Origin of the sequence: Rhizobium binxianense (genome assembly GCF_028994275.1) — a bacterium.
Taxonomy (GTDB): domain Bacteria; phylum Pseudomonadota; class Alphaproteobacteria; order Rhizobiales; family Rhizobiaceae; genus Rhizobium; species Rhizobium binxianense.
In genome coordinates, this window is the sequence record NZ_CP118713.1 from 335,561 (window position 1) to 347,550 (window position 11,990).

The following is an 11,990-nucleotide window of genomic DNA, read 5'->3' on the forward strand; positions in this document are numbered from 1 at the left end:
TCAATCCCTTGCCCGCTTCGAAGGGACATGCCGGCGCGCAAGGTCATTTTGAGCGGAGCGAGTATGCTGCCGCCTCCCGAATGGGATGGATTTTTATGAGCATTACGCTTTCCCGGTATTTGAAGGATTTCGGCGAACCGGAACCGTCAGCGCCGATCATCGACATGGATGATTTCGCCAGCGATGGTTTCGCCGAAATACCGAGCGAACCGGCGATCGACGTCGAGGCGGAGCGCCGCGATGCCTATGCGCAGGGTCATGCCGCAGCGACGGCCGATTTGATCGAGACATACGAACGGGAGGCGCGGACGCTGGCTGAGACCCATGCGCGCCAGCTCGAGGAACTGAAGCTTCGTTACGAAGTCGAGGCGGCGGCGATCATTGCCTCCCGCATCCGCGATATCGCCGAAGAGGTCGCGCAGATGGTCAGCGCCGCCGCCGCCGTGGCAATCGCCCCGGTCATGACGGAAGCGCTCGCCGCCAGGGCTGCCGAAAACCTCGCCGTCCTGCTGCGCGACGCGATCCTTGAAGGTGCGGCCGGACCGATCGTTGTCAAGGGACCGGCCCGACTCTTCGAGGTATTGAAGGCCGGACTCGGCGAGCATGCCGAGGCGGTTCGCCACTTTGAGACCGACGATATCGATCTCGCCGTCGAATTCGGTGAATCCGTTATTGTCACCCGTATGTCCGCCTGGGCGACCAGCTTGAAGAAAGTTCTCGAATGAGCGAAGGCGAAAACCATCACCACGGCAAGAACGAGATCATCATCGTCAAGAGGCATGGCGGCGGCGATCACGACGGCGCCCATGGCGGCGCGTGGAAAATTGCCTATGCCGACTTCATGACGGCGATGATGGCGTTCTTCCTGGTCATGTGGCTGGTCAATGCCGCCAACGAGGAGACCAAGGCCTCGGTCGCGACCTATTTCAATCCGATCAAGCTCTCCGACGAAAAGCCGACCGAAAAGGGGCTGAAGAAGCCCGTCGACAACGCCGAGGGCGAGGAGAAGCAGGAGAAGTCGAAGCAGAAGGAAGAAAATCCGAACGACGGCAAGGCCTCGGCGGATGGTGACGACCAGACATCGACATCAGGCGACCAGACCAATTATTCCGAGGCCGATTTCTTTGAAAATCCTTACTCGGTTCTCGCCGAGATCGCCCAGGAAGTCGGCCAGCAGGCCAATGTCAGCGCCAAGGGCGACGGCGGCGCCGCCGATTCCGGCCCGGCCACCGGCGCCGATGGCGGCGAGGCCTATCGTGATCCCTTCGATCCGGATTTCTGGACGAAGCAGGTCGAGGTCACGACAGCCGGCAAGTCCGCGCCTCCGGGCAAGAGCGACCAGCAGGCGGCTGAGAACGGCACAACCGAGATCGCCAAGGTCGAGGATATGAAGCCGATACCGCTGACCACCGACCAGAAGGCCACCTCGGAAACTAAGGAAACCAAGGAAACCAAGGAAACCAAGGGCGCGGTCGGGGCCAAGGACGGCAAGGCGCCGGAGGATAAGAAGGCCGACGGCAAGAAGGCTGAGGACGAGAAGGCCGAGGCGCAAAAGGACGCCGAGCATCAGAAGGATGCGGACAGGAGCGCTGATGAGACCGAGCGGCAGCAGAAGGACGCCGAGCAGCTGCAGGCTGAGATCGCCCAGCAGATCGGCGGCGTTGCCGGCAAGCTTGCCGAAGGTCTGACCGTGACGGCATCCGAAGGCGGATTGCTGGTCAGCATCTCCGATCAGAGCGACGATTCGATGTTCAATGTCGGTTCCGCGGTTCCGCGCCAGGAGATGGTGCTCGCGATGCAAAAGATCGGTGCGATCCTGAAGGAGAGGGGTGGCGCGGTCGCCATCCGCGGCCACACCGACGGGCGCCAATATAAGGGCGCGCAGAACGAGAATTGGCGGCTTTCGATGGACCGAGCCCAGAGCGCCTACTACATGCTGGTGCGCGGCGGGCTCGACGAGAAGCGCATCTCCCAGGTCTCCGGCTTTGCCGACCGTCGGCTGAAATTGCCGGACGACCCGTTCAACGCGACCAACCGCCGGATCGAGATTCTGGTGCAGGCGGATGAGGGATAGTCGGATGGCGCGTCGGCAGCATCGCTATATCGGATTTGTGGCTCTCGGCCTGGCGATGCTTTCGCCGGCCGCAGGCAAGGCGCAGGATCCGGACGATCTTGCGCCGTACAAGATGCTGCGATCGCTGCAATTCGTGCAGGATTCCGTTGTCGCCGGCGATCATTCGGCCGGTGAGATGCAGCGCTTCATGCTGGGCACGATCGACGAGCGGCTGCGCACCGTCGACACGTCGGTCTTCGATGACGACCGCAATGTCGACGCAGCGCTGATCTACACGATGAGCGGCGGCAATCCACAGACGCTCGAATATCTGATCGCCCACGACGTCAACGGCTATTTCGATAACCGCGTCACCGATGTGCTCAGAAAATATCTGAGCGGCAAGGGGCTGCTCGTCGCCAAGACGCTGGAGGAGACGGCCAGGGAATACCGCGACAAGAAGATCGGCCCTTACCTTGCGTTGATCGGCGGCAACGTGCTGATCGCGACGAAGCCGACAGAGGCGCTGGATCTCTACGACCAGGCGCGCCTCGCCGCACCCGGTACGATCGTCGAGGAAGCGGCGTTGCGCCGCTCCGTCGCCATCTGCGTCGACAAGGGCATGCTCGACAGGGGGATGGCCTATTCGCAGCGTTATATCAGGCGCTTTCTGCATTCGCCCTATGCCAGCCAGTTTGCCGACCTTTTCGTCACGCTCGTCGTTGGCCACGATCACGACGTGAAACCGCAGGATGTCATCGACATCCTCTCCTTCATGGACGCACCGCGCCAGCGCGAGGTCTATCTGCGCATCGCCCGGGCCGCTGCGATATCAGGCAAGCCGGAGTTGGCGCACATGGCGGTCGAGCGTGTGCAGTCGCTTGGAGCCGGCACCGACAATGCCTTCGGTCCGCTGGCGGATTTCTATGGCGGCATGGCCGGCCTCCCCACCGAGGATATCGACCGGGCGGCGAAGAATGTCAGCGGGATCGCCGGCGACGCGCTATCGCCGCGCGATCAGGCACTGCAGGAAGCGGCGCGATCGGTTGCCGACCAGATCCTGCGCGCTCCCGATCCGGCAAGCCTGACGCAAGCCTCGAACCCTAACACTGACCATCAAGAAATCACTTCTGAAAAGGCTGCGGCTATAGCTCCGCAACCGGGAGCGCCAGGCGTGCTTCCGGAGCCTGTTCCGGGAGGTGTGGCATCGACTGGCCAGAGCCAGGGTACCGACCCCTCATTCAACGCATTTGTGACGACCAATCGGTCCAAGCTCGACGAGATCGACGGTCTTCTGGCGCAGGAAGGCAACGAACAATGATGGATATGAGCGTCTCGGGCGGAGCCGCGGGTGCGGAGTCCGCCGCCGTTGCGAAATCCGCGCGGCCCGCCGGGAAAGACCATGCCGCCGGCCAAAAAAACGGCTTCTCCGACCTGCTTGCCAAAGCAAGCGGCAATGCCGTCGGTGACGAGTCCGACGATGCGCAACCGGATCAGGGCCTCGTAGCCGATGGCCGCGCCGAGAAAGTGGCCCGGACGATCCGCGGCCGCAGCGGCGCAAAGCCGTTGATCGATCTCGGCGACGCCGCGCTGAAGGCGCAGGCGGACGTGCAGCCTGAGATCGCCAATGTCGAAAAACCCGCGGCAAAGCCTGCAAAGGCCGAGGTTAAAATGCCGACGGATCTCGCCTTCGGCAAGCTCGACGCCAAGGACCGCTCGGCCGACGAAATCGTTCAGGCGGCCAAAGGCGGCAAGCACGCCAAGGCTGACGCGCTGAAAACCGATACGGACAAGGACGGCGAGGAAGATGACGGCAGCATTTCCGATGTCCTCGGCCTGCTGAAGCAGGAATCTGCCGACGGTGCGGTGGCTCTGCCGGCGGTCGGCGCGCATCATGCATCCACCAAAGCCGATGACGTCAAGCCCGCCGACACGCAGATCGACGGTATCGAAGCCAAGGCAGGCGGTCACGCGTCCGACGCCCTGGCAGCCGTCAGCGGCAACGTCGAAAGCGGTAAGACGGATGTTCCCGGATCGGAGAATGCCGAAGCCGCCGACGGCAGGACGTTCAGGATCAGCCGCGCCGATGGCCGCGGCGTGTCGATGGATGTGCACCTCGGCACCGACCAAGCAGGGCCAAAGGATGGCGCGAAGAAGACCGATGTCGAAAACGTCTCGGTCCTCGAATCGCGCCGCTATATCGGCCTGATGCAGAATTCGAACTCCGCTGCCGTCACCGCCGCTCTCTCGGGCGATTCCGAATGGGCAGCCGCCATGCAGCCGAGCTCGGCACTATCAAACGCGGCGGAATGGACGAGCACCGGCAAGGTGGTCAATACGCTGAAGATCCAGATGAACCCGCTCGATCTCGGCCTGGTGACGGCGACCATGCGCCTGTCCGGCGACGCCCTGAACGTCGACCTCAAGGTCGAAACCGGGACGGCCTATCGTCAGATGAAGGAAGATCACGGCAAGATCCTCGAAGCTCTGCGCAGCCAGGGCTACGCCGTCGACAACGTCACCATCAGCATGGCGCCGGTCGCGCGTACCGACTCCGGCAACCAGGCAGGCAGCCAGGGCCAGGCCTCCCAGCAGCAGTCGCTCCCCCAGCAGGGCCAGGGCGGCGAGGCGCGTGAGCGCCACAATCAGACGGCACAGCGGACGGGTGGAGGCTTCAATGGCGCAGGCGAGACCGGTATTGAAGACGTTTCTGCTGGCCGCAGCGGCGGCACTGGCGGCGTTTACCTCTGAGGCTATGGCCTCTACCGGGGCCTGCGAACGCGAAATCCAGTCGGCAGCTGCCAAATACGGCATCCCGGTCGGCATCCTCTATTCGGTCGGTCTGACGGAGACCGGCCGCAAGGGTTCGCTCTATCCCTATGCCATGAACGTCGAAGGCAAGGCGATCTTCCCGCCCTCCGAGCAGGACGCGATGAGGCAGTTCGATGTCGCCCGCAGCAGCGGCGCCAAGCTCATCGACATCGGCTGCATGCAGATCAACCACTATTATCATGGCGAAAATTTCGCCTCGGCCGAGGACATGTTCGACCCGCATCGCAATGTGGAGTATGCGGCAAAATTCCTCCGCAACCTGCACGACCGTCACGAGACATGGACGATGGCGGTAGCCAGATACCATGCAGGGCCTAACAACGACCCCGCGCAGAAGCAATATGTCTGCCGCGTTATCGCCAATCTGGTCGCCACGGGCTACGGCAGGTGGACTCCCAATGCGAGTAACTTTTGCCAAAATTGATTCAATCAAAGATAGAATATGCATATTGTGACGAAACTGTGTCACAATATGGCAGGAATCCGGCATGAATCCCCCGCGCAAGTCATAATTAAGGGACCGTTAACTTTTCCACGAATTTTTTGTGTGCATAAACAGCCGCGCCTACTAGATATAGATCAAATCGCCACCCGGATCTTAATCAATTATTAGTTTCTGCCATTAACTTTAACGAGTTGTCGCCGATTCGCACGATTCGTACCCATAGATCATTGAAGTGCCACACTGATTCGGAGGCGGACGAATGATCGTCGTGGTTGATGAGCGTGAGCTCGTGAAAGATGGATATACATCTCTGTTCGGCCGTGAGGGCATTCCCTCCACCGGCTTTGATCCAACCGAATTCGGCGAGTGGGTGCAAACCGCCGCCGATTCCGATATTGCGGCAGTCGAGGCGTTCCTGATCGGTCAGGGCCAGCGCAACTACGAACTGCCCCGGGCGATCCGGGATCGCTCGATGGCGCCGGTGATTGCGGTCAGCGACCAGCACTCGCTCGAAAACACCCTTGCGCTGTTCGATTGCGGCGTCGACGATGTGGTGCGCAAACCGGTGCATCCCCGCGAAATCCTCGCAAGGGCGGCTGCGATCCGGCGCCGGCTGAAGGCGATCGCCAATTACACCGAGATCGGCGGGATCCGCGTCTTCTCGGATGGCCGCGACCCCGAGATCAACGGTGAAGTCTTCGCGCTTCCCAGGCGCGAGCGCCGCATCCTCGAATATTTGATCGCCAATCGCGGTCGCCGGGTCACCAAGACCCAGATCTTCAACGCCATCTACGGCATCTTCGATGAAGAGGTCGAGGAGAACGTCGTTGAAAGCCACATCTCGAAGCTGCGCAAGAAGCTGCGCAAGAAGCTCGGTGTCGATCCGGTCGATTCCAAGCGCTTCCTTGGTTACTGCATTGATTGGGCCTGATTTTTTTGGCCGGGCGGCGGCGCCCGGCTGAACCTCGATATTGGCCTCGCAGCCTGCATGGCAGACAGCTTCACGCAAGGCCCGACAAATACTCTCGAGCTTAACAGGTAAAAAGAGGTTTTCAGATGAGCATTTTCGGCAGCATGAAGACGGCAGTATCGGGAATGAATGCGCAGGCGAACCGCCTCAGCACCGTCTCCGATAACATCGCCAACGTTAACACGACCGGTTACAAGGCTGTGTCGACGAGCTTCTCGTCGCTGGTTCTGCCCTCCTCAGGCGGCAATTACAATTCCGGCGGCGTTCAGACCTCCGTCCGCCAGGCCGTCTCCGACCAGGGCGATATTTCCTTCACCACCTCGACCACCGACCTTGCGATTTCGGGCGACGGCTTCTTCATCGTCCAGGGTGCGGACGGCACGCCGGTTCTGACCCGCGCCGGCGACTTCCAAAAGGACGATGAAGGCAATCTCGTCAATGCCGCCGGCTTCCAGCTGATGGGTTACTCCTTCGACTCCGGCTCTCCCGCGGTTGTCGTCAACGGCTTCGACGGCCTTGTTCCGGTCAACGTCAACCAGGATGGGCTGACCGCCATTGCCTCGACGTCGGGCGTCTTCAAGGGCAATCTCGATTCCAACTCCAAGATCCCGGTCGCTCCTGCGACGGCTCCCAGTGCCAACCTCGCCACGACGACGACCGACACCAAGAAGGTTTCGATGGTTGCCTTCGACCGTCTCGGTAATAAGGTGATGTACGACTTCTATTTCACGAAGACCTCGGTCGCGGCGGCGCCGCCGCCGGCACCTCCCGCGACTGCGGCAACCTGGGAAGTGGCGATGTTCCGCAACGCCAATGCGGCGATTGGCGGCACCACTTCTTTCCCCTACAGCCCAGGTGGCGCGGTCGGCACCGGATCGCTCACCTTCGACGCGAACGGCAAGATGACCTCAAGCGGCGCCGTTACGATCAACGATGGGGTAACCGGCCAGGCGATCGTCATGGATTTCTCCGGCTTGACGCAGCTCGGCGCCGACTTCTCCGGCACCGGTACGCCGAACGGCCAGGCGGCGACGCCGGTCAAGGACGTCACGATCGACGGCGACGGCATCGTCTTCGCCAAGTTTGAAGACGGCAGCACCAAGCCGCTCTATCGCATTCCGCTCGCCAATGTCGCGAGCCCTGACAAGCTGACGCTGTTGAGCGGCAACGTCTATAGCGCCAACGGCCAGTCGGGCGTCACTGTCACCGGCTTCCCGCAGACCAACGGCCTCGGCACGATCAAGGCAGGCGCTCTCGAAGGTTCGAACGTCGACCTTGCCGGTGAACTGACCGAAATGATCGAGGCGCAGCGCAGCTATACCGCCAATTCCAAGGTGTTCCAGACGGGGTCCGACATCATGGACGTCCTCGTCAACCTCAAGAGATAAGCAGGGTAACGGGTAAGCCATGTCGCTCACGTCAGCACTGAATACCGCGCAGGGAATATTCAACAATACCGGCACCCAGAGCAGTGTCGTATCGAACAATATTTCGAATGCCGGCAACAAAGATTACGTGCGCCGGCAGGCAATGCTCACCACGTCACTGAACGGCGCACAAGTCGTCAAGATCGACCGGGCGCAGGAAGATGCCCTGCTGCGCCAATATCTGAAGTCGTCCTCTCAGGACAGCGCCCAGCAGACCCTGCTCAGCGGTCTCGAGGACCTCAAGTCGATCGTCGGTGGCAACGACTACGAAACGTCGCCATCCACCTATCTCGGTGTTTTCCAGCAGAAGCTTCAGGCCTTCCGCACGACGCCGGGCAGCACCGTCGCCGCCCAGGGCGCCATCACCGCCGCCCAGGACGTCGCCAACTCGCTGAACAATTCCTCGCAATCCGTTCAGGACGTTCGCGCCAACGCCGACAAGCAGATCGCCACCGATGTCGATACGCTGAATACGCTGCTGAGCCAGTTCGAGAAGGCCAACAATGCGGTGAAGACCGCCACGGCCTCGGGTGCGGATGCATCCGGCGCTCTTGACGAGCGCGAGAAGGCCCTCAAGCAGATTTCGCAGATCGTCGGCGTCAACGCGACGACGCGCGACAACAACGACATGGTGCTGAGCACCTCTGACGGGACGATTCTCTTCGAGACGATCCCGCGTACGGTGACGTTCCAGGCGAAGGATGCCTATAACGCCACCATCACCGGCAATTCGGTCTATATCGACGGTGTCGCGCTTCCGCGTGGCAGCGGATCGACGGCGACGGGGCAGGGGAGCCTTCAGTCACTCCTGCAGGTCCGTGACGAGATCGCTCCCAACTTCCAGAAGCAGCTCGATGAAATCGCCCGCGGCCTGGTTTCGCTCTTCAAGGAGCAGAGCATTTCGGGCACCCCGGCCTATGTGCCCGGTCTCTTCACCTGGAGCGGCGGCACGGTCGAGGCCGGCAGCAGCGCGGTTGCCGGCATGGCGTCTACCATCACCGTCAGCAGCACCGTCATCACCTCGCAGGGCGGCGACCCGATGCGCCTGCGCGATGGCGGCGTCAACGCCGACGGCGTAGTCAACAATCCTACCCACCTCAGCGGCTATACGACGGACCTCGATCGTCTCTATAATGCCTTGGGGTCCGACATGGATTTCGACCCGGCAGCGGGAACGACGGTCGGTTTCGACGCCGCGACGGGCATCGATTCGAACGTCAGCATCATGGAATATGCCACGAATTCCCTCGGCTGGCTCGAGCAGTACCGCAGCAACGCCACGACGGCGGCCGAGAACACCTCGGCGGCGCTGTCACGCTCCGACGAAGCCTATTCCAACGAGACCGGCGTCAACCTCGACGAGGAACTGACGCTGCTCCTCGACATCGAGCAGTCCTACAAGGCTGCGACCAAAATCCTGAACGCCGTTGACGAAATGTTGAAGTCACTGCTGGATATTGCGAGTTAAGCCATGAAGAGCTCATTTATTTCAAGTTCGGCCATTCAGAATGCGATGCGCTTGACGATTCGTCAGGGGCAGAACCAGATGACGAAGGCGACGATGGAAGCAACGACGGGAGTCTATGCGGATATCGGTGTCTCGCTCGGCGGCAATGCCGCGAGAAGCGTGGATTTCAGCCGCGAGGTCGACAGGATCGATTCGATCAAATCGAGCAATTCGCTGGTCACCGCGCGCATGGAATCCTCGCAGCTCGGTCTTTCCAAGATGAAGGACGTCGGCGACGGCCTCGTTTCGAAGCTGACGGCGCTCCAGGGCAGCCACGATCCCGGCAGCATTACCGTCGCCATCCAGTCGGCGACCAGCGCGCTCTCCACCATGATGGACACGGCCAATACCATGGTGAACGGCGAATATCTGTTCTCCGGCATCAATACCGATGTACAGCCGGTGACCGACAAGACGGCCGCCGCGAGCGCGGACATCGTCACGGCGCTGAACACCTATGCGACCGGCCTCGGCAAGCCGGTCAGCGATTTGACCGGCGCTGAAATGGAGACCTTCATAACCTCGACCGTCGAGCCGATGTTCAGCGAGACGGCCTGGACCGATGCGACGACCGGCTGGTCGCAGGCATCGAGCCAGAACATGACGAGCCGCATCAGCAACTCGGAAGTGATCGAATCCTCGACCAACGCCAATTCCGAAGGCATGCGTTACTTCGCGCTTGCCTCGGTCATGACCTCGGCGCTGCTCGGCCAGGGCCTCAGCAGCGATGCGATGAGCACGGTGTCCAAGCAGGCGATCAGCTACACGACGAAGGCGACCAGCGGCCTCGTGACGCAGGCAAGCCAGCTCGGCCTTTCCCAGGAGCGCGTCAAGAAGTCCAACGACGCCCTCGACGCCCAGTCTAATATCATCAAGAACAAGCTCGTCGATCTCCAGGGCGTCGATCCCTACGAAGCGTCGACCCTCGTCAAGACTTTGGAAACGCAGCTTGAAACAGCTTACACGATCGTTTCGAAGATCCAGCAGTTGAGTCTCGTAAACTACCTTTGATGATCAAAGGCGCGCAAAGAAGGATGCATGAATGTATCAGTTCTCATATGCCGAAGTCATGCAGGACTCGGTGGCCGACGCGAAAGAGCGGGAATGGCAGGTCCTTGACCGGTCCATAGAGCTGCTGTCGTTGGCGCGCGAAAAGGAAAAATACGGCCGGGAAGCGATCGAAGCCCTGTTTTATACCCGCCGGGTGTGGATCAGCTTCATCGAGGATCTGAAACATCCCGACAACCAGCTGGAGATCGAGCTGAGGGCCAACCTCATCTCGATTGCGATCTGGATATTGAAGGAATGCGACAGGATACGAAAACGTCTGTCTAATAACTACCAGGGCATCATCGACGTTACCACCATCATCAGGGATGGACTTAAATGAAAAGTACACTTCGCATTTCTCTGAAAGCCGGAGAAAGAATCTTCATCAACGGCGCCGTCCTGCGCGTCGACCGCAAGGTCGCGCTGGAATTCCTGAATGATGTGACGTTCCTTCTCGAAAACCACGTCCTCCAGCCGGAAGGCGCCACGACGCCGCTGCGCCAGCTCTATTTCATCGCGCAGATGATCCTGATCAATCCCGAGGGCAAAGACCATTCGACGGCGATGTTCCGCAAGTCGATCACCATGCTGCTCACATGCTTCAAGAACGAGGAAATCCTCGCCGAACTGAAGCGCATCGATGCGCTCGTCTCGACCGGCCGCGCTTTCGACGCGCTGAAGGCGATCCGCGGCCTCTACGCGATCGAAGACAATATCCTCAACAACCACGAAATGCCGCCGACGATGGTCGAGCAGATTCGCAGGGAGATTGCACCATGGCGGTAGATGCAACATCAAGCGTGAGCAAGTCGACCTCGACGAGCACGTCGAGTTCTTCCCAGAAGGCGACGCTCAACTACGACAATTTCCTTCAACTGCTGATCGCGCAGATGAAGAACCAGGATCCGACCGATCCGATGGATGCCAGCGAACAGGTCGCACAGCTTGCAACCTTCTCGCAGGTCGAGCAGACGATCCAGACCAACACCAAGCTGGACACGCTTCTGGCAAGCTCCAGCCTCACCCAGGCCGGCAGCTATGTCGGCAAATACATGGAAAGCGCCGACGGCAGCGTCAAAGGCATCGTCGATTCCGTCAAAGTTTATTCCGACGGCATCATTGCGACGACCAAGGATGGCGGTAAGATACTCGTGCAGGCGGGAATCACTGTTGCCAACCAGGCGCCGACCACGACGACGACCAGCGACAGCAGCGATACCTGATACCGCGGCGCCGACGCGTCGGGTGATACCAATTAACAGCGGCCCGGCCACGGCGGGGCTGCTTCGAGGCGATATGAGGTTGCCTTTCGATGAATGAAGCTGATGCATTGGATCTGTTCCAGGCGGCGATCTGGACCGTGCTGATTGCCTCCGGTCCCGCCGTCCTTGCCGCGATGGTGGTGGGTCTCGTCATCGCCTTGATCCAGGCTTTGACCCAGGTGCAGGAAGCGACACTGACCTTCGTGCCGAAGATCGTCGCCGTGCTGGTCGTGGTCGGCGTTACCGCGCCCTTCGTCGGCTCGCAGATCTCGATTTTCACCAATCTGGTCTTCTCGCGCATCCAGTCCGGCTTCTAGAGCAATTCCAGGAAAAGTGCGAAACGGTTTTCCGTCCGGAATTGCGTAAAAACAATAGATTAGAGCGGTTCTACGCTTCCGCGAAAAAGCTGAACCGCTCGGAGCCACCTTCGCGCAAGCTTCGCCA

General features: G+C 60.6%; 13 protein-coding genes. All 13 read left to right on the forward strand.

What is annotated here, in order from left to right; all coding sequences use genetic code 11:
- Positions 1 to 95 precede the first annotated feature (95 nt).
- The gene (locus PO860_RS01675) at positions 96 to 725 is read left to right on the forward strand and encodes a hypothetical protein (RefSeq protein WP_183605703.1); all 630 of its coding nucleotides are present in this window, start codon (positions 96 to 98) and stop codon (positions 723 to 725) included.
- Entirely contained in the window at positions 722 to 2,074 is a 1,353-nt protein-coding gene (locus tag PO860_RS01680; protein ID WP_275033999.1) for a MotB family protein, read from the forward strand. The genes PO860_RS01675 and PO860_RS01680 overlap by 4 nt, the downstream gene beginning before the upstream one ends.
- A 4-nt stretch (positions 2,075 to 2,078) precedes the next feature.
- Positions 2,079 to 3,374 (forward strand): chemotaxis protein MotC, encoded by a 1,296-nt coding sequence (gene motC / locus PO860_RS01685; protein WP_183605705.1) that lies wholly within the window; start codon positions 2,079 to 2,081, stop codon positions 3,372 to 3,374.
- A complete protein-coding gene (fliK, locus tag PO860_RS01690) occupies positions 3,371 to 4,804 on the forward strand; it encodes a flagellar hook-length control protein FliK (protein ID WP_273880045.1) in 1,434 nt (477 codons plus the stop codon). The genes motC and fliK overlap by 4 nt, the downstream gene beginning before the upstream one ends.
- Entirely contained in the window at positions 4,752 to 5,309 is a 558-nt protein-coding gene (locus PO860_RS01695; protein ID WP_273883755.1) for a lytic transglycosylase domain-containing protein, read from the forward strand. Before fliK ends, PO860_RS01695 begins: the two co-directional genes overlap by 53 nt.
- A 280-nt stretch (positions 5,310 to 5,589) precedes the next feature.
- Positions 5,590 to 6,261, forward strand: a complete 672-nt coding sequence (gene rem, locus PO860_RS01700) for a transcriptional activator Rem (RefSeq protein WP_003584277.1) — start codon at positions 5,590 to 5,592, stop codon at positions 6,259 to 6,261.
- A gap of 125 nt (positions 6,262 to 6,386) precedes the next feature.
- Positions 6,387 to 7,688: a flagellar hook protein FlgE gene (locus tag PO860_RS01705; RefSeq protein ID WP_272782952.1), complete on the forward strand. Its 1,302-nt coding sequence runs from the start codon at positions 6,387 to 6,389 to the stop codon at positions 7,686 to 7,688.
- Positions 7,689 to 7,707: 19 nt separating this feature from the next.
- The gene (gene flgK, locus PO860_RS01710; protein ID WP_272782953.1) at positions 7,708 to 9,195 is read left to right on the forward strand and encodes a flagellar hook-associated protein FlgK; all 1,488 of its coding nucleotides are present in this window, start codon (positions 7,708 to 7,710) and stop codon (positions 9,193 to 9,195) included.
- Between the two features lie 3 nt (positions 9,196 to 9,198).
- The gene (locus tag PO860_RS01715) at positions 9,199 to 10,245 is read left to right on the forward strand and encodes a flagellar hook-associated family protein (protein WP_183605709.1); all 1,047 of its coding nucleotides are present in this window, start codon (positions 9,199 to 9,201) and stop codon (positions 10,243 to 10,245) included.
- Between the two features lie 31 nt (positions 10,246 to 10,276).
- Positions 10,277 to 10,624 (forward strand): flagellar biosynthesis regulator FlaF, encoded by a 348-nt coding sequence (gene flaF / locus PO860_RS01720; RefSeq protein ID WP_183605710.1) that lies wholly within the window; start codon positions 10,277 to 10,279, stop codon positions 10,622 to 10,624.
- A complete protein-coding gene (flbT, locus tag PO860_RS01725; RefSeq protein WP_003570292.1) occupies positions 10,621 to 11,070 on the forward strand; it encodes a flagellar biosynthesis repressor FlbT in 450 nt (149 codons plus the stop codon). Before flaF ends, flbT begins: the two co-directional genes overlap by 4 nt.
- The gene (gene flgD, locus PO860_RS01730; protein WP_272782954.1) at positions 11,061 to 11,507 is read left to right on the forward strand and encodes a flagellar hook assembly protein FlgD; all 447 of its coding nucleotides are present in this window, start codon (positions 11,061 to 11,063) and stop codon (positions 11,505 to 11,507) included. The genes flbT and flgD overlap by 10 nt, the downstream gene beginning before the upstream one ends.
- 89 nt (positions 11,508 to 11,596) lie before the next feature.
- On the forward strand, positions 11,597 to 11,863 hold the full coding sequence (gene fliQ / locus PO860_RS01735) for a flagellar biosynthesis protein FliQ (RefSeq protein ID WP_003570287.1): 267 nt from the start codon (positions 11,597 to 11,599) through the stop codon (positions 11,861 to 11,863).
- Positions 11,864 to 11,990: the final 127 nt, after the last annotated feature.

Coding starts and splice junctions, on each gene's coding strand:
- PO860_RS01675 (WP_183605703.1), top strand. CDS start 96: ATGAGCATTACGCTTTCCCGGTATTTGAAGGATTTCGGCGAACCGGAA.
- PO860_RS01680 (WP_275033999.1), top strand. CDS start 722: ATGAGCGAAGGCGAAAACCATCACCACGGCAAGAACGAGATCATCATC.
- motC (WP_183605705.1), top strand. CDS start 2,079: ATGGCGCGTCGGCAGCATCGCTATATCGGATTTGTGGCTCTCGGCCTG.
- fliK (WP_273880045.1), top strand. CDS start 3,371: ATGATGGATATGAGCGTCTCGGGCGGAGCCGCGGGTGCGGAGTCCGCC.
- rem (WP_003584277.1), top strand. CDS start 5,590: ATGATCGTCGTGGTTGATGAGCGTGAGCTCGTGAAAGATGGATATACA.
- PO860_RS01705 (WP_272782952.1), top strand. CDS start 6,387: ATGAGCATTTTCGGCAGCATGAAGACGGCAGTATCGGGAATGAATGCG.
- flgK (WP_272782953.1), top strand. CDS start 7,708: ATGTCGCTCACGTCAGCACTGAATACCGCGCAGGGAATATTCAACAAT.
- PO860_RS01715 (WP_183605709.1), top strand. CDS start 9,199: ATGAAGAGCTCATTTATTTCAAGTTCGGCCATTCAGAATGCGATGCGC.
- flaF (WP_183605710.1), top strand. CDS start 10,277: ATGTATCAGTTCTCATATGCCGAAGTCATGCAGGACTCGGTGGCCGAC.
- flbT (WP_003570292.1), top strand. CDS start 10,621: ATGAAAAGTACACTTCGCATTTCTCTGAAAGCCGGAGAAAGAATCTTC.
- flgD (WP_272782954.1), top strand. CDS start 11,061: ATGGCGGTAGATGCAACATCAAGCGTGAGCAAGTCGACCTCGACGAGC.
- fliQ (WP_003570287.1), top strand. CDS start 11,597: ATGAATGAAGCTGATGCATTGGATCTGTTCCAGGCGGCGATCTGGACC.